This is a genomic window from Streptomyces sp. NPDC001056, from assembly GCF_053598955.1.
The window spans coordinates 114,695-134,223 of record NZ_JBSFLI010000021.1 but is presented as its reverse complement, the minus strand read 5'-3'; the positions used below and the strand labels follow the sequence as shown (position 1 = coordinate 134,223).

Genomic DNA, 19,529 nt, shown 5'->3' with positions numbered 1-19,529 from the left:
CGCGGCATCGGTGTGGCGGTGGTGAGCAACATCGGATGGGACCTCCCGGGCCGCAGCACCCGCGGGTGCCCGGCCGGAGCAGTGTCCGCCGCTCGCGTCCGGTCGATTGTCAGTGGCACCCTCTACGGTTCTCGTGAAGGCGACGACCGTGAGGGGGAGTTGTGGCGACGGTGGCGGCGGGGGAGACGTGCGCGCCCGCATGGCGCGGGGGCTTCGGGCGGCTGTGGAGCGCCGCCGTGCTGTCCCGGTTCGGGGACGCGCTGCGCAACGCGGCGCTGCCGCTGCTCGCCGCCTCGCTGACCGACCGGCCGCTGCTCATCGCCACCGTGACCGCCTGCGGCTATCTGCCCTGGATCCTCTTCGGGCTGACCGGCGGGGCCGTCGCCGACCGGGTCGACCAGCGCCGCGCGATGTGGACCGTCGACACGGTACGAGGAGTGCTGGTCGCCTCCTTCGCGGTGGCTGTCGCCCTCGGCCACGCCTCGATCGCCCTGCTGATCGCGCTGGCCTTCACCCTGACCACCCTCCAGACCCTCTTCGACAACGCCTCCACCGCCCTGTTGCCCGCCCTGGTGGGTCCCGAGGCCCTCGGCAGCGCCAACGCCCGGCTGATGACCGGACAGAAGATCGCGGGCGGGCTGCTGGGGGCGCCCGTCGTGCCGGCGCTGCTCGCCGCGGGGGCCGCCGCGCCCTTCCTGACCGACGCGGCCACCTTCCTGGTGGCCGCGGCCCTGGTCGCCTCCCTGCGTACCGACGCGCCCGAGCGCGTCCCGGGACCGGCGGGCAGCACCCTGCGCCGGGAGATCGCCGCCGGACTGCGCGTCCTGTGGCACGACCGGCCCCTGCGCGGGCTGTGTGCCGCCACGGCCCTGTGCAACATCGGCATGGGCGGTCTGATCGCCACCCTGGTCGTGATCGTGACCGGCTGGCTGCACGCGGGCACCGCCGGCTATGCGGCGGCCGCCACCGCCTACACCGTCGGCGGCCTGGCCGGGGGCACGGTGAACCGGCGGCTCACCGCCGCGTTCGGCCCGGTGTGCACCGTCCTGCTCGCCGGCGCGACGCAGACCGCGGCGCTCCTCGTCATGGGCACGGTGCGCAGCCTGGCCGCCCTGGTGGCCGCCATGGCCGTCCTCGGGTCCATGGGGATGCTGTGGAACGTCAACAGCACCACCCTGATGCAGCGGCGCAGCCCCGCCGGCACCCTCGGCCGGGTCAGCTCCGCCTTCCGCACCCTGGGTGTCGCGGGGGCCCCGCTGGGCGCCCTGCTCGGCGGCGCCGTGGCCACCGCCTGGGGCCGGGGCACCCCGGCCCTCCTCGCGGCCGCCTTCTTCGTCCTGTCCGTCATCGCGCTGATACCGGTCGCCAAGACGGACGCGTCCGGTGCCGCGCCGGGCGAAGGCGCGACGACGGCTCGCGTCCCCCATTGATCAACTAGGTTGGAACCGCTGGGACAGGCACGAAAGAAGGCGGAAGTCGGAAATGAACACGGACGGCCGTACCAGGCTCCATCAGACGCCCGAGTGGACCGCTCTCGCCAAGCACCGGGAGGAGCTGGGCGACATCCGTCTGAGGGACCTGTTCGCCGCCGATCCCGAGCGCGGCGCCGGGTACACACTGGGCGTCGGCGATCTCCATATCGACTATTCGAAGCACCTGGTCACCGACGAGACACTGCGGCTGCTGCGCGAGCTGGCCGCGGCGACGGACGTGTTCGGGCTGCGGGACGCCATGTTCCGGGGCGAGAAGATCAACGTCACCGAGGACCGCGCGGTGCTGCACACGGCGCTGCGCGCGCCCCGGGACGCGGTGATCGAGGTCGACGGCGAGAACGTGGTGCCCAAGGTGCACGCCGTCCTCGACAGGATGAGCGACTTCGCCGACCGGGTCCGCTCCGGCGCGTGGACGGGCCACACCGGCAAGCGCATCAGGAACGTGGTCAACATCGGCATCGGCGGCTCCGACCTGGGCCCCGCGATGGCCTACGAGGTGCTGCGCGGCTTCACCGACCGGGAGCTGACCGTCCGCTTCGTGTCGAACGTGGACGGCGCCGACCTGCACGAGGCCACCCGCGACCTGGACCCTGCCGAGACGCTGTTCATCATCGCGTCCAAGACCTTCACCACCATCGAGACGATCACCAACGCCACCTCCGCGCGCACCTGGCTGCTGGACGCGCTCGGTGACTCCTCCGCGGTGGCCCGGCACTTCGTGGCCCTGTCCACCAACGCCGGCAAGGTCGCCGAGTTCGGCATCGACACGGCCAACATGTTCGAGTTCTGGGACTGGGTCGGCGGCCGGTACTCGTACGACTCCGCGATCGGCCTCTCCCTGATGATCGCCATCGGGCCCGACCGGTTCCGGGAGATGCTGGACGGCTTCCGGCTGATGGACGAGCACTTCCGCACCGCGCCCGCCGAGGCCAACGCCCCTCTGCTGCTCGGTCTGCTGGGTATCTGGTACGGCAACTTCCACGACGCCCAGTCGCACGCCGTACTGCCGTACAGCCACTACCTGTCCAAGTTCACCGCCTACCTCCAGCAGCTGGACATGGAGTCCAACGGCAAGTACGTGGCGCGGGACGGCAAGCGGGTCGACTGGCAGACCGGACCCGTCGTGTGGGGCACCCCGGGCACCAACGGGCAGCACGCGTACTACCAGTTGATCCACCAGGGCACCAAGCTGATCCCCGCCGACTTCATCGGCTTCGCCGAGCCGGTCGCCGAACTCGGTGGTGAACTGAAGGCGCAGCACGACCTGCTGATGGCCAACTTCTTCGCCCAGACCCAGGCGCTGGCCTTCGGCAAGACGGCCGAGGAGGTCCGCGCGGAGGGCGTGCCCGAGGAGCTGGTCCCGCACAGGACCTTCCGGGGCAACCGGCCCACGACCACCGTCCTGGCGCGGGAACTCACCCCGTCCGTCCTCGGCCAGCTGATCGCCCTCTACGAGCACAAGGTGTTCGTGCAGGGCGCGGTGTGGAACATCGACTCCTTCGACCAGTGGGGCGTGGAGCTGGGCAAGGTCCTCGCCAAGCGTGTCGAACCCGCGCTCACCGAGGGCGCCGAGGTTCCCGGCCTCGACACCTCGACCAAGGCCCTGGTCGCCAAGTACCGGGAGCTGCGCGGCCGTGGCTGACCGGCGGCCCGGGGGGCCGGGACACCGGGCGGGGTCCGCCGGCCGGTGTCCCGTACACTCCCGGTGATCACGAACGACGCTACTCGGGGGAGTGGACCGTGGCACGGGGGAACCGGGCGCCGGACGACCGGAGCGACCGCAACTACCTGAAGGCCCATCACGCGGCTTGGGCGGTGTTCCACCCCGCCTGGATACCCGAGCCGCTCGACCCGGCCGTCGAACAGCTCAAGCGGATCCGGGTGGCAGCGGGCTCGGTCGCCGCGATCGGTGTCTACACCTTCGTGGAGGGCGGCTTCGCCGTCACGGAGATGCTGGAGAACCTGCTGGTCGCCTGCGGGGTGCTGCTGGTGATCGCCCCGCTGACGGTCGGCGTGATGCTGTGGACCTGGCGGCGCGGCGGCAGCCTGCGTTCCCTGCGTCCGCCGCTGCTGCGAGCCCTCGGGTTGCTGCTCACCTTCGTGGCCTCGGCCGCGGTGACCCTGTTCCTGCTCCAGAACAGCAGCCGACTGGGCGCGGGACTGATGATCCTGCCGGTGGGCCTGCTGACGCTGTGGCTGGTCTGGTTCGTCGGCGCCGGCGCCCTGCGGGTCACCGGCAACTTCTTCGGCACGGCGGCCGTGCACCGCGGTCTGCCGCCCCTGCTCGCCATCGTCACCACCTGGCTGATGGCCCTGCCCGACCTGTTCACCGGCGATCTGCACGGCCTCGGGCTCACCCTCGGCATCGTGTTCATCCTCGGCGCCCCGGTGACGGTCACCGGCATCGCGCTGTACGAACTGGCCGTGCTCAAGCGGCGGTTCGGCATACGGCTGACGGACCATCCGGCGCTGCACGCGGGCCGGACACCGTACGACTCCCGGTACGCGTACGGCCGTTGAGTCCGGACACGGAGAACGGCGGGGGCGCCGGCCCCCGCCGTCTCCACGGACTACCTGCCGCCGGGTGTCACGGGGACGCCGGCGGGTACAGCGAGCGCGGCAGCTGGGAGGCCGCGGCCGCGTCCAGCAGCCACAGGGTGCGACTGCGGCCGCGGGCGCCCGCCGCCGGGGCCTGGATCTCGCCCGCGCCGGACAGGGCGATGGCCGCCGCCTCCGCCTTGTCCTCGCCCGCCGCGAGCAGCCAGACCTCACGGGCCGAGCGGATCGCGGGCAGCGTCAGCGAGATCCGCGTCGGCGGCGGCTTGGGCGCGCCGTGCACGCCCACCACCGTGCGCTCGGTCTCCCGTACGGCCGGCAGCTCCGGGAAGAGCGAGGCCACATGGGTGTCCGGGCCGACGCCCAGCATCAGCACGTCGAAGGTGGGCACCGAGCCGTGGTTCTCCGGCCCGGCCGCCTTCGCCAGCTCCGCCGCGTACGCCTCGGCCGCGGCCTCGACGTCCGTGCCGTGCGGCCCGTCCGAGGCCGGCATGGCGTGCACGCGCGCGGGATCCAGCGGGACCGAGTCCAGCAGGGCCGCGCGGGCCTGGGTGACATTGCGCTCGGGGTCGCCCTCGGGCAGATAGCGCTCGTCGCCCCACCACAGGTCCAGACGGGTCCAGTCGATGGCGTCCCGGGCCGGTGCCTGGGCCAGCGCGGCCAGCAGGCCGTTGCCGTTGCGGCCGCCGGTGAGGACCACGGACGCGGCGCCCCGGGAGGCCTGCGCGTCCACGATCTTCGTGATCAGGCGGGCCGCGGCGGCCTGGGCCATCAGTTCCTTGTCGCGGTGGACGACCAGCTGAGGGGTGCTCACTTCGCCGACGCCTTCCTGGAGGGTGCCTTCTTCGCGGCCCTGGCCGTCGCCTTCTTCGCGGGCGCCTTGGCCGCCTCCTGAGCGGGTTCCGGCTCGGCGACGGGAGCGTCCACGGCGGAGGACGGCTCCCCGGCCCCGGCCCCGGCCGAAGCCGAGGCAGCCCCGGCCTCACTCTCCGCCGAGGAAGAAGCCCCCTGATCCGGAGCCGTGTTCAGCCGGTCCACCCCGTACCGCAGCGCCGACGCGTAGGTGTCGTCCGGGTCCAGCCGGCGCAGCTCCTCCGCGATCAGCTCGGCGGTGTCCCGCCGCTTGAGCGCCACCGCGCGGGCCGGCTGACCCTCGATGGACAGCGTGGCCAGCGAGCCGTCCGCGCGGTCCAGGGTGATCGGACCGCACGTGGTGTCCATCCGGACGCCGGTCAGACCCGGCCCCGCGGACGGGGAGCGTCGTACCGGCACGTCCAGCCGGTCCGCGAGCCACATCGCCAGCAGCTCACAGCTCGGGTTGAACTCCTCGCCCTCCACCTCGACCGCCTGCACCCGGCAGTTGACCTGGTCCAGGGCGGCCGCCAGCATCGAGCGCCAGGGTGTGATCCGGGTCCAGGACAGATCGGTGTCGCCGGGGGTGTAGGCATCGGCGCGGGCCGTGAGCTCCCGCACGGGCTCCTCGGCCGCGTAGGTGTCGGTGACCCGGCGCTGGGCGAGCGCGCCCAGCGGGTCCTTGGCCGGGTCCAGCGGGGCGTTCACCGGCCACCACACGACCACCGGGGCGTCCGGCAGCAGCAGCGGCAGCACGACCGAGTCGGCGTGGCCGACGACCTCGCCGTACAGCCGCAGCACGACGGTCTCGCCGGTGCCCGCCTCCGCGCCCACCCGCACCTCGGCGTCGAGGCGCGAGGAGGTGCGGTCACGCGGGGTGCGGGAGATCCGCTTGATGACCACCAGCGTGCGCGAGGGGTGCTCGCGCGAGGCGTCGTTGGCGGCCTTCAGGGCGTCGTACGCGTTCTCCTCGTCGGTGACGATGACGAGGGTCAGGACCATGCCGACGGCGGGGGTGCCGATGGCCCGACGCCCCTGCACGAGCGCCTTGTTGATCTCGCCGGCGGTGGTGTCGGTCAGGTCTATCTTCATGGCCTGCGCCAGCTCCGTCCGTCTCGTGCGAGCATGTCGTCCGCCTCGGCGGGGCCCCAGGTGCCCGACTGGTACTGCGCGGGCCTGCCGTGCCTGTCCCAGTACTGCTCGATCGGGTCGAGGATCTTCCAGGACAGCTCGACCTCCTCCGTGCGCGGGAAGAGGTTGGCGTCGCCGAGCAGCACGTCCAGGATCAGCCGCTCGTACGCCTCCGGGCTGGACTCCGTGAACGACTCGCCGTAGGCGAAATCCATGGAGACGTCCCGGATCTCCATCGAGGTGCCCGGCACCTTGGAACCGAAGCGGACCGTGATGCCCTCGTCCGGCTGGACGCGGATCACGATCGCGTTCTGGCCCAGCTCCTCCGTCGCCGTGTGGTCGAAGGGGGAGTGCGGGGCCCGCTGGAAGACGACGGCGATCTCCGTCACCCGGCGGCCGAGCCGCTTGCCGGTGCGCAGGTAGAACGGGACGCCCGCCCAGCGGCGGTTGTCGATGCCCACCTTGATCGCCGCGTACGTGTCGGTCTTCGACTTCGGGTCGATGCCGTCCTCTTCGAGGTAGCCGATGACCTTCTCGCCGCCCTGCCAGCCCGCCGCGTACTGTGCGCGCACGGTGCTCTTGCCGAGGTCCTTCGGCAGCCGTACGGCGCCGAGCACCTTGGTCTTCTCCGCGGCCAGCGCCTGCGCGTCGAAGGAGGAGGGCTCCTCCATCGCGGTCAGCGCGAGCAGCTGGAGCAGATGGTTCTGGATGACGTCACGGGCGGCGCCGATGCCGTCGTAGTAGCCGGCGCGGCCGCCGATGCCGATGTCCTCGGCCATGGTGATCTGCACATGGTCCACGAAGGACCGGTTCCAGATCGGTTCGAACATCGTGTTGGCGAAACGCAGCGCCAGGATGTTCTGGACGGTCTCCTTGCCGAGGTAGTGGTCGATCCGGAAGACCTGGTCCGGGGTGAACACCTCGTGCACGATGGCGTTCAGTTCCTCGGCCGACTTCAGATCGTGCCCGAACGGCTTCTCGATGACCGCCCGCCGCCAGGAACCGCCGGACTGGTCGGCGAGCCCGTGCTTCTTCAGCTGCTGGATGACCACCGGGAAGGAGCGCGGCGGCACCGACAGGTAGAAGGCGAAGTTGCCGCCCGTACCCTGCGCCTTGTCCAGCTCCTCGATGGTGGAGCGCAGCCGATCGAACGCCTCGTCGTCGTCGAAGGTGCCCTGCACGAAGCGCATCCCCTGGATGAGCTGCTGCCAGACCTCCTCGCGGAACGGCGTACGGGCGTGCGCCTTGACGGCGTCGTGGACCTCCTGCGCGAAGTCCTCGTTCGCCCACTCGCGGCGGGCGAAGCCCACCAGCGAGAAGCCCGGCGGCAGCAGACCCCGGTTGGCGAGGTCGTAGACCGCGGGCATCAGCTTCTTGCGCGACAGGTCGCCCGTGACCCCGAAGATGACCAGGCCCGACGGCCCCGCGATGCGCGGGAGCCGTCGGTCGGCCGGGTCACGGAGCGGATTCGCTCCGGAACCGGAAACGGGTGACAAGTCAGCCCTCCGAAGGGGCGAGGCGCTTGAGCTCCGCCTGGGTGGACTTCAGGAGGTCGTTCCAGGACGTCTCGAACTTCTCGACGCCCTCGTCCTCCAGCACCTGGACGACCTCGTCGTACGAGATGCCGATCTTCTCCAGCGCGTCCAGGTCGGCGCGGGCCGCCGCGTAGGTGCCCGTGACCGCGTCGCCGCGGATCTCGCCGTGGTTGTCGGAGGCCTCCAGGGTGGCCTCCGGCATGGTGTTGACGGTGTTCGGCGCGACCAGTTCCTCGACGTACATGGTGTCCTTGTACGCCGGGTCCTTCACACCGGTGGAGGCCCACAGCGGACGCTGCTTGTGCGCGCCGGCGTTCTCCAGCGCGTCCCAGCGGTCGGAGGAGAAGACCTCCTCGTACGCCTGGTAGGCGAGGCGCGCGTTGGCCACGCCGGCCTTGCCGCGCAGCGCCTTGGCCTCGTCGGTGCCCATCTCGTCGATGCGGCGGTCGATCTCGGTGTCCACGCGGGACACGAAGAAGGACGCCACCGAGCGGATCTTCGACAGGTCCAGGCCGCGCTCCTTCGCCTTCTCCAGACCGGAGATGTAGGCGTCCATGACCGCGCGGTAGCGCTCCAGGGAGAAGATCAGCGTGACGTTGACGCTGATGCCCAGGCCGATGACCTCGGTGATCGCCGGCAGACCCGCCTGGGTGGCCGGGATCTTGATCAGGGTGTTGGGACGGTCCACCAGCCAGGCCAGCTGCTTGGCCTCGGCGACGGTCGCCTTGGTGTCGTGCGCGAGGCGCGGGTCGACCTCGATGGAGACCCGGCCGTCCTGACCCTCCGTGGCGTCGAAGACCGGGCGGAGGATGTCGGCGGCGTCGCGGACGTCCGCCGTGGTGATCATGCGGATGGCCTCTTCGACGGTGACCTTGCGGGCGGCGAGGTCCGAGAGCTGCTGGTCGTAGCCGTGGCCCCCCGAGATCGCCTTCTGGAAGATCGTCGGGTTGGTGGTGACGCCCACGACGTGCTGCTGGTCGATCAGCTCGGCGAGGTTGCCGGACGTGATCCGCTTGCGCGACAGGTCGTCCAGCCAGATCGCCACGCCTTCGTCGGAAAGGCGCTTGAGTGCGTCTGTCATGGAATTACATCTCCTACGTGTCGTATATGAGCGTCAGCGCTGGGCGGCGGCGATGGATTCCCGGGCCTTGGCGGCCACGTTCTCCGCGGTGAAGCCGAACTCCTGGAAGAGCACCTTGCCGTCGGCGGACGCGCCGAAGTGCTCCAGGGAGACGATGCGGCCGGCGTCCCCGACGTACTTGTGCCAGGTCAGGCCGATACCCGCCTCCACGGCGACTCGGGCCCTCACGGACGGCGGCAGCACGGAGTCCCGGTACCCCTGGTCCTGCTGCTCGAACCACTCGACCGACGGCATGGACACGACCCGCGTCGGAACGCCGTCGGCCTGGAGCCGCTCACGCGCCTCGACGGCCACGTGCACCTCGGAACCGGTGGCGATCAGGATCACCTGCGGCTCGCCGCCCTCGGCCTCGAACAGGACGTAACCGCCGCGCGCGGCATCCTCGTTGGGCTCGTACGTCGGCACGCCCTGGCGGGTCAGCGCGAAGCCGTGCGGCTGGCCCTTGCCGAACTCCTTGGTGTAGCGCTTGAGGACCTCGCGCCAGGCGATGGCGGTCTCGTTGGCGTCGGCCGGGCGGACGACGTTCAGGCCCGGGATGGCGCGCAGCGAGGCCAGGTGCTCGACCGGCTGGTGGGTCGGGCCGTCCTCGCCGAGACCGATGGAGTCGTGCGTCCAGACGTACGTCACCGGCAGGTGCATCAGGGCCGACAGGCGCACCGCGTTGCGCATGTAGTCGGAGAAGACGAGGAACGTACCGCCGTAGGCGCGGGTGTTGCCGTGCAGCGTGATGCCGTTGAGCTCCGCGCCCATGGCGTGCTCGCGGATGCCGAAGTGGATCGTACGGCCGTACGGGTCGGCCTCCGGCAGCGGGTTGCCCTCGGGGAGGAAGGAGCTGCTCTTGTCGATCGTGGTGTTGTTCGAGCCGGCGAGGTCGGCGGAGCCGCCCCACAGCTCGGGGATCACCGGGCCGAGCGCCTGGAGCACCTTGCCGGAGGCGGCACGGGTGGCGACCGACTTGCCGGGCTCGAAGACCGGGATCTTCTCCTCCCAGCCGGTGGGCAGCTCGCCCTTGGCGATGCGGTCGAACTCGGCGGCGCGCTCGGGGTTGTCGTCCCGCCACACCTGGAGCGTCTTCTCCCACTCGGCCTTCGCGCGGGCGCCGCGCTCCAGGGCCTTGCGGGTGTGCGTGATGACCTCGTCCTCGACGGCGAAGGACTGCTCCGGGTCGAAGCCGAGGACGCGCTTGGTGGCCGCGACCTCCTCCGCGCCGAGCGCCGAGCCGTGCGCGGCCTCGGTGTTCTGGGCGTTCGGGGCCGGCCAGGCGATGATCGAGCGCATCGCGATGAAGGACGGGCGGTCGGTGACCTCCTTGGCCGCCTGGACCGCGGCGTAGATGGCCGCCGGGTCCAGGTCGCCGTCCTCCCTCGGCTCCACGCGCTGCACGTGCCAGCCGTAGGCCTCGTACCGCTTGACGGTGTCCTCGGAGACGGCCGTCTCGGTGTCGCCCTCGATCGAGATGTGGTTGTCGTCCCACAGCAGGATCAGATTGCCGAGCTTCTGGTGGCCGGCCAGCGAGGACGCCTCGGCGGCGATGCCCTCCTGGAGGCAGCCGTCACCGGCGATGCAGTAGATGAAGTGGTCGAAGGGCGACTCGCCCTGCGGGGCCTGCGGGTCGAACAGACCGCGCTCGTAGCGGGCGGCCATCGCCATGCCCACCGCGTTGGCCACACCCTGGCCCAGCGGGCCGGTCGTGGTCTCGACGCCCTTGGTGTGCCCGTACTCCGGGTGGCCCGGGGTCTTCGAACCCCAGGTGCGGAAGGACTCCAGGTCCGCCAGCTCCAGGCCGAAGCCGGCCAGGTAGAGCTGGGTGTAGAGGGTCAGGGAGGAGTGGCCGGCGGACAGCACGAAGCGGTCGCGCCCCACCCACTCCGGGTCGGCCGGGTCGTGCCGCATCACCTTCTGGAAGAGGGTGTAGGCGGCGGGGGCCAGGCTCATCGCCGTACCGGGATGGCCGTTGCCGACCTTCTGTACGGCGTCGGCGGCCAGGACTCGGGCGGTGTCCACGGCCCGCTGGTCCAGGTCGGTCCACTCAAGGTCTGTGGTGGTCGGCTTGGTGCTCACCCTGGGTCAGGGCTCCTCTCCACATGTCGGTCGCCGGTGTCTTCGGGGCACGTGCCCACCCGGCGGCCGGCGTGCTTCTGCCCGCCGGCCGCTGACGAGCCTACCCTCGTAAGGACGTGCGTTTTTGCGGGTGATTCCAGACTGCCGGGCATCGACGCCGTCCGCCTCCCGACTGGCCGAGACGCCATTTGGCACATGAATAAGAAGGCGCTCATCTGACCGCTCAAAAGAGTGGTGGGGGCCCTCTTTTGACACCCCTGATAAAGGGGTGTCACGGGAGCCCGTCAGGGCACCCCGCGGGCGCTCCGCCGGGGGCGCCCGCGGGTACGTCCGCCAACACGACCCCACCCCCGCGAAGGCCGGAGTATCCGCAACGTCTAAAGTGGCGTGGTACGCGCGAGCCCTTCATGAAGACCTCATCCGGGGGAGGCTCGCTGGGATGTCTCTGTCAGGGGTGTGCGTGACGGCCGTCGAATCCCGTCCTGGGGGCACCTCCCAGGCCCTTAAGGCGCTGGGGGAGGGTGTGCTCGGTGGTACGAGCCCGAGCCAGGTCCACCGGCCGTTCGGCGCCCGTGCCAAGGCGTTCGTGGCGCTGACCAAGCCGCGGATCATCGAGCTGCTGCTCATCACCACCGTGCCGGTGATGTTCCTCGCGCAGCAGGGTGTGCCCTCCCTGAGGCTGGTGCTGCTGACCTGCCTCGGCGGCTACCTCTCCGCGGGCGGCGCCAACGCGCTGAACATGTACATCGACCGCGACATCGACGCCCTCATGGACCGCACCTCGCAGCGGCCGCTGGTGACCGGCATGGTCAGCCCGCGCGAGTGTCTGGCCTTCGGCATCGCCCTCGGGGTCGTCTCCACCCTGCTGTTCGGGCTGACCGTCAACTGGCTCAGCGCCTGGCTGTCGCTCGGCGCGCTGCTCTTCTACGTCGTCGTCTACACGATGATCCTCAAGCGCCGCACCGCGCAGAACATCGTGTGGGGCGGCATCGCCGGCTGTCTTCCGGTGCTGATCGGCTGGTCCTCGGTCACGAACTCGATGTCCTGGGCGCCGGTCATCCTCTTCCTGGTGATGTTCTTCTGGACGCCGCCGCACTACTGGCCGCTGTCCATGAAGGTCAAGGACGACTACGCGCGCGCCGGGGTGCCCATGCTCCCGGTGATCGCCTCCAACAAGGTCGTGGCCCGGCAGATCGTCATCTACAGCTGGGTGATGGTCGCCGTGTCGTTGCTGCTCACCCCGCTGGGGTACACGGGCTGGTTCTACACGGTCGTCGCCCTCGCCGCCGGCGGCTTCTGGCTGTGGGAGGCGCACGGGCTGCAGAACCGGGCGAAGGCCGAGGTCACCGGCGCGAAGCTCAAGGAGATGCGGCTGTTCCACTGGTCGATCACCTATGTGTCGCTCCTCTTCGTCGCCGTCGCCGTCGATCCGTTCCTGCGCTGACGCCCCTGTTCTCTCCGACGGACCGTCGAAGGTCCTCCGACGGGAGGGGTGCGTGGTCAAGGCCACGCACCCCTCCCGTCGCCGTTTGATCTACCCGTCGGTAGCATCCAGGCATGGCAGACACGCAGCAGGTTGACGCGAAGGCCGAGCGCACGGTGGCCCGGCTCGCCCAGAGGATCAGCGCCTTCTCCAAGGCCCATGGCGGTGCGGAGGGGCAGGTGGCGTACATCGGCGAGCGCGGGGCGCGCATCGTGCTCGTCGGCGAGGACGGGAACTGGGGCGACGTGGTGGCCCCCTCGTACGCCATCGCCGAGCAGGCGGTGGCGAAGGCCGGGATCACCGCGCACGAGGCGTTCGACGGGGAGTTCGCCGCGAAGGTGACGACCGGGCCGTACGAGTGGAAGCGGATGGCCGGGATCCAGCTCGGGGGTTAGCCCGTCGGCCGCGGGCCCAGCCCTGGCCGGGTGCGCCCGCGTGGCCGAATCGCCACGTCCCCGCGCCCCTTCGGGGGCGCCACACTGTGCGGTATGCCGACGGAAGCCTTGCTCGGGCGCTTTCTCGACGCCCTCACGCCGTTACGTCCCCGCGCCGTCTGGGCCCACGGCTCGCTGGCCGGCGGCGACTACCAGGAAGGGCGCAGCGATCTCGATCTGATCGCGGTGCTTCCGCGGCCGCCGGGCCTCCGCGCCGTACGGCAGGTCGTGGCGCTGCACCGGCGCCTGCGCCACGAGCCGCTCGCCGCGCGGCTGCACTGCGGCTACCTGGCCCCGGCCACCCTGGGCGATCCGGGCCGGGCGCATCTGACCTGGGCGCACGGCCATGTGCTGCGCCGCCCGGTCACGCCCGTCACCCGGCGCGAGCTGCACGCCTTCGGGCGAGTGCTGCACGGGGAGCCGCCGACGCGCCTTCTGCCGCCGGTGCCGGACCAGACCCTGCGCGCGTTCGTCGTTCAGGACCAGCGGGACTTCTGGCGGCCCGCCGTGGACAGGGCGCGGCTGTGGCGGCAGGACATCTGGGTCGACCTGGGGCTGCTGACCTTCGCCAGGGCCACCGTGACCCTGCGCGAGGGACGGCTGATCTCCAAGCGGGAGGCGCTGGCCGAACTGCCGGCCCTCGGCGCGCCGACGGAGGTCGTCGACGACATCGCCCGCAGGCGGTACGGGGACCCCGCCCCGCCGGACGACGGCCGGCTCACCCGGCGCGCCGCGCTGACCCGTGCCTACCTGGGCCCGGCGATCGACGCGCTGGTTGCCGCGTACGGGTGATTCAGGCGCTCGTGGGAACCGTGGCCTCGGCCGAGGGCCCCGGCACCGCCGGCTCCGTCCCCGGACGCTCGCGCAGCGCCAGCAGGACCCGCAGCACGCCGATCCACACCAGGCACGAGCCGAGCATGTGCACGCCCACCAGAACCTCGGGCAGGTGCGTGAAGTACTGGACGTAGCCGATGACACCCTGCGCCAGCAGGATCAGGAACAGCTCCCGGGTGCGGGCCAGCGGGCCGCGCGGGGCGTCGACGGCCTTGAGGATGAACCAGCAGGCGAACGTCAGCGTCACCACGATCCAGGCGAGCACCGCGTGCAGCTTGGCCACGGTCTCCCAGTCGATCGGGATGCGCTTGACGGCGCTGGAGTCGCCCGCGTGCGGGCCGGCGCCGGTCACCACCGTGCCGACCGCGACGAGGAGGACGGCCGCGACCACCAGGAACCACACCAGCTGCACCACGGCCTTGCCGACCAGCGGCCGGGGCGCGGCGTCGCCCTCGCGGGTGCGCTGCCACATCACCACGGCGACCGTGGTCAGCGCGGTCGCCAGCAGGAAGTGCGCGGCGACGGTGTACGGGTTCAGGCCGACGAGGACCACGATGCCGCCGAGCACCGCGTTGCCCATCACCAGCCAGAACTGCGCCCAGCCGAGCCGGGTCAGGCTGCGCCGGTGCGGCTTCTCGGAGCGGGCGGCGATGATCGCCCAGCCGACCGCGGCGCACAGCACGTAGGTCAGCATGCGATTGCCGAACTCGATCGCGCTGTGATAGCTCAGCGCCTGCGTCGGCGTCAGGGAGCCGTCGGTGCACTCGGGCCAGGTCGGGCAGCCGAGGCCCGAACTGGTCAGCCGTACGGCACCGCCGGTGACGACGATGACCACCGACATCACGAGCGCGGCGAGGGCCGCCCGCTGCACGGTCCGGGGCTCCGGGGTCCAGCGGTCGGCGATGAAGGCGAGCGGATTACGCAGGGCCGCTACGGCGTCGGCGCGGTTCAGCTTTGGCACGTCCACCATCGTAGGCCGCCGCTTGTGCACGCTTTCACGAGGGTCCCGTCCCGGCGCCGTGTCGCTGCTCACTCCCAGCGGAAGAACTTCCCCGCCGCCGCGAGCCCCACGACCGCCCACACCGTGAGGATCCCCAGGTCGCCCCAGGGCATCCCGGCGCCGTGCCGGAGCACGTCCCGCAGGCCGTCGGAGAGGGCGGAGATGGGCAGCAGGCCGAGGATGTGCTGTCCGGCCGAGCCGAACTTGTCCAACGGCACGACGACCCCGCCGCCGACGAGCAGCAGCAGGAAGACCAGGTTGGCGGCGGCCAGTGTCGCCTCCGCCTTCAGGGTGCCCGCCATCAGCAGGCCGAGCCCGGAGAACGCGGCGGTGCCGAGGACCAGCAGGAGGAGCACGGCGGCCGGGTCGCCGTGCGGGGACCAGCCGAGCGCGAGGGCGATCACTGCCAGCAGGATCACCTGGAACACCTCGGTGACCAGCACGGACGCCGTCTTGGCGGTCATCAGGGCCCAGCGCGGCAGCGGCGAGGCGGCGAGCCGCTTGAGCACGCCGTACCGGCGTTCGAAGCCGGTGGCGATGGCCTGCCCGGTGAACGCGGTCGACATCACCGCGAGGGCGAGGATGCCCGGCGCGAGGAAGTCGACGGCCTTGCCCTTGCCGGTGTCCACGATGTCCACGGAGCTGAAGAGCACCAGCAGCAGGGTCGGGATGACCACCGTCAGCAGCAGCTGCTCGCCGTTGCGCAGCAGCATCCTCGTCTCCAGGGCCGCCTGTGCCGCGATCATGCGGGGCAGGGGCGCGGGCCCCGGCTTGGGCGCGTACGTACCCGGCGCGGTGGTCATGAGCGCAGCTCCTTGCCCGTGAGTTCGAGGAAGACGTCTTCCAGCGTGTGCCGCTCGACCGAGATGCGGTCCGGCATCACCCCGTGCTGGGCGCACCAGGAGGTCACGGTGGCCAGCAGCTGCGGGTCGATCCTGCCGACGACGCGGTAGGCGCCCGGGGTCGGCTCGGCGGCCGTGCAGCCGTCCGGGAGCGCCTTGAGCAGGGAGCCGACGTCGAGGCCGGGGCGGCCGGTGAAGCGCAGGGTGTTCTCGGCGCCGCCCTTGCACAGCTCCTCGGGGGAGCCCTGGGCGATGACCTTGCCGCCGTCGATGATCGCGACGTCGTCGGCGAGCTGCTCGGCCTCGTCCATGTGGTGCGTGGTGAGGATCACCGAGACGCCGTCGGCGCGCAGGTCCTTCACCAGGTCCCAGGTGGCGCGGCGGGCCTGCGGGTCGAGGCCCGCGGTCGGCTCGTCCAGGAAGACCAGTTCCGGGCGGCCGACGACGGCCATGGCGAGCGCGAGGCGCTGCTGCTGGCCGCCGGAGAGCCGGCGGTAGGTGGTGCGGCCGCAGCTGCCGAGCCCGAGCCGTTCGATCAGGGCGTCCACGTCCAGCGGGTGGGCGTGCAGCCTGGCGACATGGCGCAGCATCTCGTCCGCGCGGGCGCCGGAGTACACGCCGCCGGACTGGAGCATCACGCCGATCCGGGGCCGCAGCTCGGCCGACTGCCGCACGGGGTCGAGGCCCAGGACGCGCACCGTGCCGGAATCCGGCTTCCGGTATCCCTCGCAGGTCTCGATCGTCGTCGTCTTGCCGGCGCCGTTGGGGCCGAGAACGGCGGTCACGCCCGCCCGTGCCTCCAGGTCGAGGCCGTTCACCGCGGTCTTCGTGCCGTACCGCTTCACCAGGGACGCAACCTGGATGAGCGGGTCCGACGCGAAGCGTCTCCCCGAGGGGTGGCGGTCGGGAGACGGGCGGGCGGGCTCACTTCGCATGGGTCCAGAGTCTAGGGAGACCGCCTGTCGATCAGTCGCCGGGGTGCGGGAACTCCCTCGCACGGGGCCGCCGCGCCGCCAGCCACCCCTGGGCGTAGGCCACGGCGTCCGCCACCGGGAACAGCCGGGTGTCCGCCGCGCCCACCTTCCCGCGGACGACGGGGCGCTCCCGTTCGAAGTCGCGCCCCAGCTCCTCGAACCGATCGGAGGTGATCGACACCTCGGTCACCGTCTCCCAGCCGCCGGGCGCGGGCCGGCCGACCCGCACCAGCGGCGCGGGTACGCGGTACTCGGCCAGGTGGAAGGCGGTGCAGGCGTCGTACCCCGCGCCGAGCAGCAGCACGCGGGCGCCCGCCTTCTCCAGGCGGGCCAGGGGACTTTGCTCGCCGAGCCGGCAGTCGGGGGCGTGGCCCGCGGTGATCTCCGCCGCCCGCGCGCCGACGGCGGCGAAGGAGGTCTGCGGGTGCGCGCTGCGCCGGGCGCCCGGCCAGGTGCGCACCGTCTCCGGGACGACCCCGACGCCGCGGGTGGGGGTGATGCCGGGGTCGTACGGGGGCATCGTGGCCCGGATCCGGTCCCACCACTCCTCGGGCACCGGCGGGTTCGCCCACAGGGCCGGGTCGGAGAGGTCGGAGGAGTGGGCGGGGACGACCAGGGTGCCGTCCGGGCCCAGGGCGTCGAGAAGTCCCTGGACGACCGCCACGGCCCCGCCGTTCACCCATCCGAGGGAACTCAGCGCCGTATGTACGAGTAGTGTCTCGCCGCTTTCGACACCGAGCAGCCGCAGCCGGGCGGCGATGCCGTCCCGTGTGACAAGAGGCCCGGTCGGAGGGGGTGTCGCCATGGTCCGGGAGTCTTCCGGACGGGCACGCGGGGCGCCACCGGTTTCCCGGCCGGGCGGGCCAGGGATGATCGATCAGAGATCGTTTCCGCAGGTCAGATTAGGCAGACCTAAGTGATGCAGGGCACCGGCCGGTGATCCGGACGGCGCTTGTCAGGCCCGGAGGAATTACGCAACAATGGCGTTGTGAAAAACGTCGGCGAGGCTCGGGAGGCCCTCACGGGGGCCCCGCAGGAGGAACTCGCGACCGGTGAGCGCTCCACGCGCAACCGTGTCGCGCGATCCATCCTGGACCACGGGCCGTCGACCGTCGCCGAGCTCGCGGGCCGGCTGGGACTCACCCAGGCGGCCGTCCGGCGCCACCTGGACGCGCTGGTCGCGGACGACGTCGTGGAGGCGCGTGAACAGCGCGTCTACGGCGCGCGCACGCGCGGGCGCCCCGCGAAGGTCTTCGCGCTCACCGACTGCGGTCGCGACGCCTTCGACCAGTCGTACGACAAGCTGGCCGCGGACGCGCTGCGCTGGATCGCCGAGCACGAGGGCGGGGCCGAGGCGGTCTCCGCCTTCGCCCGCGCCCGGATCGCCTCCCAGGCGAGCGCGTACCGCAGGGCGATCGAGAGCGTGAGCCCCGACAAGCGCGCGGAAGCGCTGGCCAGGGCCCTGAGCGCGGACGGGTACGCTGCTACGGCGCGCAGCGCACCGGTCGGCGAGCAGCTCTGCCAGCACCACTGCCCGGTCGCGCATGTCGCGGAGCAGTACCCGCAGCTGTGCGAGGCGGAGACGGAGATCTTCGCCGACCTGCTGGGTACCCACGTCCAGCGACTGGCGACCATCGCGCACGGCGACGGCGTCTGCACGACGTTCATTCCCAAGATTTCCACTGACGCACCTGCAAGCACGGCCGGGAGGAACCCCGCATGACTCTCCCCACGGAGACTGCCCACCCTGAGCTGGAGGGCCTGGGCAAGTACGAATACGGCTGGGCCGACTCCGACGTTGCCGGTGCCTCCGCCCGGCGCGGTCTGAACGAGGACGTCGTCCGCGACATCTCCGACAAGAAGTCGGAGCCCGAGTGGATGACCAAGCTGCGCCTGAAGGGCCTCAAGCTCTTCGAGAAGAAGCCCATGCCGAACTGGGGCTCGGACCTGTCGGGCATCGACTTCGACAACATCAAGTACTTCGTGCGCTCCACGGAGAAGCAGGCGGAGTCCTGGGAGGACCTGCCCGAGGACATCAAGAACACCTACGACAAGCTGGGCATCCCCGAGGCCGAGAAGCAGCGCCTGGTCGCCGGCGTGGCCGCCCAGTACGAGTCGGAGGTCGTCTACCACCAGATCCGCGAGGACCTGGAGGAGCAGGGCGTCATCTTCCTGGACACCGACACCGCCCTCAAGGAGCACCCGGAGCTCTTCAAGGAGTACTTCGGCACCGTCATCCCGGCCGGTGACAACAAGTTCGCCGCGCTGAACACGGCCGTGTGGTCCGGCGGCTCCTTCATCTACGTGCCGAAGGGCGTGCACGTGGAGATCCCGCTCCAGGCCTACTTCCGTATCAACACGGAGAACATGGGCCAGTTCGAGCGGACCCTGATCATCGTCGACGAGGGCGCCTACGTGCACTACGTCGAGGGCTGCACCGCGCCGATCTACAAGTCGGACTCGCTGCACAGCGCCGTGGTCGAGATCATCGTCAAGAAGAACGCCCGCTGCCGCTACACGACCATCCAGAACTGGTCGAACAACGTCTACAACCTGGTCACCAAGCGCGCCGTGGCGTACGAGGGCGCGACCATGGAGTGGATCGACGGCAACATCGGCTCCAAGGTGACGATGAAGTACCCGGCCGTCTACCTGATGGGCGAGCACGCCAAGGGCGAGACCCTGTCCATCGCCTTCGCGGGCGAGGGCCAGCACCAGGACGCCGGCTCCAAGATGGTCCACATGGCGCCGAACACGTCGTCCAACATCGTCTCGAAGTCCGTGGCGCGCGGCGGCGGCCGTACGTCGTACCGCGGTCTGGTCGAGATCGGCGAGGGCGCCCACGGCTCCAAGTCGAACGTGCTGTGCGACGCGCTGCTCGTCGACACCATCTCCCGCTCCGACACGTACCCGTACGTCGACGTCCGCGAGGACGACGTGTCCATGGGCCACGAGGCGACCGTCTCCAAGGTCTCCGAGGACCAGCTCTTCTACCTGATGAGCCGCGGTCTCTCCGAGTTCGAGGCGATGGCGATGATCGTGCGCGGCTTCGTCGAGCCGATCGCCAAGGAACTGCCCATGGAGTACGCCCTGGAGCTCAACCGGCTGATCGAGCTGCAGATGGAGGGCGCGGTCGGCTGATCGCCCGCCGCCCCACATCACGCCACTGACCTGAGAAAGCGAGCAAGACGAC

General features: G+C 71.1%; 17 protein-coding genes. 8 read left to right on the top strand and 9 right to left on the bottom strand.

All coding sequences use genetic code 11. From position 1 onward, the window contains the following. Window positions 1–161: 161 nt before the first annotated feature. The 3 genes from ACWDD7_RS24450 to ACWDD7_RS24440 all read left to right on the top strand — a co-directional run bounded on the left by ACWDD7_RS24450 (window position 162) and on the right by ACWDD7_RS24440 (window position 4,013). Entirely contained in the window at window positions 162–1,430 is a 1,269-nt protein-coding gene (locus ACWDD7_RS24450) for an MFS transporter (RefSeq protein ID WP_450458907.1), read from the top strand. A 52-nt stretch (window positions 1,431–1,482) separates the two neighbouring features. Further along, window positions 1,483–3,135 (top strand): glucose-6-phosphate isomerase, encoded by a 1,653-nt coding sequence (gene pgi / locus ACWDD7_RS24445; RefSeq protein WP_450458906.1) that lies wholly within the window; start codon window positions 1,483–1,485, stop codon window positions 3,133–3,135. A gap of 98 nt (window positions 3,136–3,233) precedes the next feature. Then, the gene (locus tag ACWDD7_RS24440) at window positions 3,234–4,013 is read left to right on the top strand and encodes a hypothetical protein (protein ID WP_351876804.1); all 780 of its coding nucleotides are present in this window, start codon (window positions 3,234–3,236) and stop codon (window positions 4,011–4,013) included. A gap of 67 nt (window positions 4,014–4,080) precedes the next feature. Here ACWDD7_RS24440 and pgl read toward each other — a convergent pair whose 3' ends face one another. The 5 genes from pgl to tkt are packed head-to-tail and all read right to left on the bottom strand — an operon-like array spanning window position 4,081 to window position 10,769. Continuing rightward, the gene (gene pgl, locus ACWDD7_RS24435; protein WP_450458905.1) at window positions 4,081–4,863 is read right to left on the bottom strand and encodes a 6-phosphogluconolactonase; all 783 of its coding nucleotides are present in this window, start codon (window positions 4,861–4,863) and stop codon (window positions 4,081–4,083) included. After that, window positions 4,860–5,993, bottom strand: a complete 1,134-nt coding sequence (gene opcA, locus ACWDD7_RS24430) for a glucose-6-phosphate dehydrogenase assembly protein OpcA (protein ID WP_450458904.1) — start codon at window positions 5,991–5,993, stop codon at window positions 4,860–4,862. Before opcA ends, pgl begins: the two co-directional genes overlap by 4 nt. Then, on the bottom strand, window positions 5,990–7,528 hold the full coding sequence (zwf, locus tag ACWDD7_RS24425) for a glucose-6-phosphate dehydrogenase (RefSeq protein WP_450458903.1): 1,539 nt from the start codon (window positions 7,526–7,528) through the stop codon (window positions 5,990–5,992). Before zwf ends, opcA begins: the two co-directional genes overlap by 4 nt. A gap of 1 nt (window position 7,529) precedes the next feature. Beyond that, entirely contained in the window at window positions 7,530–8,648 is a 1,119-nt protein-coding gene (gene tal / locus ACWDD7_RS24420; protein ID WP_450458902.1) for a transaldolase, read from the bottom strand. Window positions 8,649–8,681: 33 nt separating this feature from the next. Continuing rightward, window positions 8,682–10,769 carry a transketolase gene (gene tkt / locus ACWDD7_RS24415; protein ID WP_351876799.1) on the bottom strand — a complete coding sequence of 696 codons (2,088 nt, stop codon included), beginning with the start codon at window positions 10,767–10,769 and terminating at the stop codon, window positions 8,682–8,684. 454 nt (window positions 10,770–11,223) lie between these two features. Between tkt and ACWDD7_RS24410 the strand changes: the two genes are divergently transcribed. The 3 genes from ACWDD7_RS24410 (at window position 11,224) to ACWDD7_RS24400 (ending at window position 13,478) form a co-directional block, all read left to right on the top strand. Continuing rightward, the gene (locus tag ACWDD7_RS24410; RefSeq protein ID WP_450458911.1) at window positions 11,224–12,213 is read left to right on the top strand and encodes a heme o synthase; all 990 of its coding nucleotides are present in this window, start codon (window positions 11,224–11,226) and stop codon (window positions 12,211–12,213) included. A 113-nt stretch (window positions 12,214–12,326) separates the two neighbouring features. Next, window positions 12,327–12,647: a hypothetical protein gene (locus ACWDD7_RS24405; protein WP_285553624.1), complete on the top strand. Its 321-nt coding sequence runs from the start codon at window positions 12,327–12,329 to the stop codon at window positions 12,645–12,647. A gap of 93 nt (window positions 12,648–12,740) precedes the next feature. Then, window positions 12,741–13,478: a nucleotidyltransferase gene (locus ACWDD7_RS24400; RefSeq protein ID WP_450458901.1), complete on the top strand. Its 738-nt coding sequence runs from the start codon at window positions 12,741–12,743 to the stop codon at window positions 13,476–13,478. A gap of 1 nt (window position 13,479) precedes the next feature. On the opposite strand, the gene ACWDD7_RS24395 is transcribed toward ACWDD7_RS24400, so the two are convergent. From ACWDD7_RS24395 to ACWDD7_RS24380, 4 genes are read right to left on the bottom strand one after another with little or no spacing between them, the layout of a single operon-like run. Next, window positions 13,480–14,490, bottom strand: coding sequence for a COX15/CtaA family protein (locus tag ACWDD7_RS24395; protein ID WP_450458900.1), 1,011 nt, complete (start codon window positions 14,488–14,490; stop codon window positions 13,480–13,482). Between the two features lie 59 nt (window positions 14,491–14,549). Further along, a complete protein-coding gene (locus ACWDD7_RS24390; protein WP_351876692.1) occupies window positions 14,550–15,323 on the bottom strand; it encodes an ABC transporter permease in 774 nt (257 codons plus the stop codon). Then, the gene (locus tag ACWDD7_RS24385; RefSeq protein WP_450458899.1) at window positions 15,320–16,297 is read right to left on the bottom strand and encodes an ABC transporter ATP-binding protein; all 978 of its coding nucleotides are present in this window, start codon (window positions 16,295–16,297) and stop codon (window positions 15,320–15,322) included. The genes ACWDD7_RS24390 and ACWDD7_RS24385 overlap by 4 nt, the downstream gene beginning before the upstream one ends. A 31-nt stretch (window positions 16,298–16,328) precedes the next feature. After that, window positions 16,329–17,141 carry an aminoglycoside N(3)-acetyltransferase gene (locus ACWDD7_RS24380; RefSeq protein ID WP_450458898.1) on the bottom strand — a complete coding sequence of 271 codons (813 nt, stop codon included), beginning with the start codon at window positions 17,139–17,141 and terminating at the stop codon, window positions 16,329–16,331. Window positions 17,142–17,324: 183 nt separating this feature from the next. On the opposite strand from ACWDD7_RS24380, the gene ACWDD7_RS24375 reads away from it, so the two are divergent. Both ACWDD7_RS24375 and sufB read left to right on the top strand, forming a co-directional pair. Continuing rightward, complete coding sequence (locus tag ACWDD7_RS24375; protein WP_392211364.1) at window positions 17,325–18,059, top strand: helix-turn-helix transcriptional regulator; 735 nt, start codon at window positions 17,325–17,327, stop codon at window positions 18,057–18,059. Next, entirely contained in the window at window positions 18,056–19,477 is a 1,422-nt protein-coding gene (gene sufB / locus ACWDD7_RS24370; protein ID WP_351876688.1) for a Fe-S cluster assembly protein SufB, read from the top strand. The genes ACWDD7_RS24375 and sufB overlap by 4 nt, the downstream gene beginning before the upstream one ends. Window positions 19,478–19,529: the final 52 nt, after the last annotated feature.

Coding starts and splice junctions, on each gene's coding strand:
- pgi (WP_450458906.1), top strand. CDS start 1,483: ATGAACACGGACGGCCGTACCAGGCTCCATCAGACGCCCGAGTGGACC.
- opcA (WP_450458904.1), bottom strand. CDS start 5,993: ATGAAGATAGACCTGACCGACACCACCGCCGGCGAGATCAACAAGGCG.
- tal (WP_450458902.1), bottom strand. CDS start 8,648: ATGACAGACGCACTCAAGCGCCTTTCCGACGAAGGCGTGGCGATCTGG.
- ACWDD7_RS24405 (WP_285553624.1), top strand. CDS start 12,327: ATGGCAGACACGCAGCAGGTTGACGCGAAGGCCGAGCGCACGGTGGCC.
- ACWDD7_RS24400 (WP_450458901.1), top strand. CDS start 12,741: ATGCCGACGGAAGCCTTGCTCGGGCGCTTTCTCGACGCCCTCACGCCG.
- ACWDD7_RS24395 (WP_450458900.1), bottom strand. CDS start 14,490: ATGGTGGACGTGCCAAAGCTGAACCGCGCCGACGCCGTAGCGGCCCTG.
- ACWDD7_RS24390 (WP_351876692.1), bottom strand. CDS start 15,323: ATGACCACCGCGCCGGGTACGTACGCGCCCAAGCCGGGGCCCGCGCCC.
- ACWDD7_RS24385 (WP_450458899.1), bottom strand. CDS start 16,297: ATGCGAAGTGAGCCCGCCCGCCCGTCTCCCGACCGCCACCCCTCGGGG.
- ACWDD7_RS24380 (WP_450458898.1), bottom strand. CDS start 17,141: ATGGCGACACCCCCTCCGACCGGGCCTCTTGTCACACGGGACGGCATC.
- sufB (WP_351876688.1), top strand. CDS start 18,056: ATGACTCTCCCCACGGAGACTGCCCACCCTGAGCTGGAGGGCCTGGGC.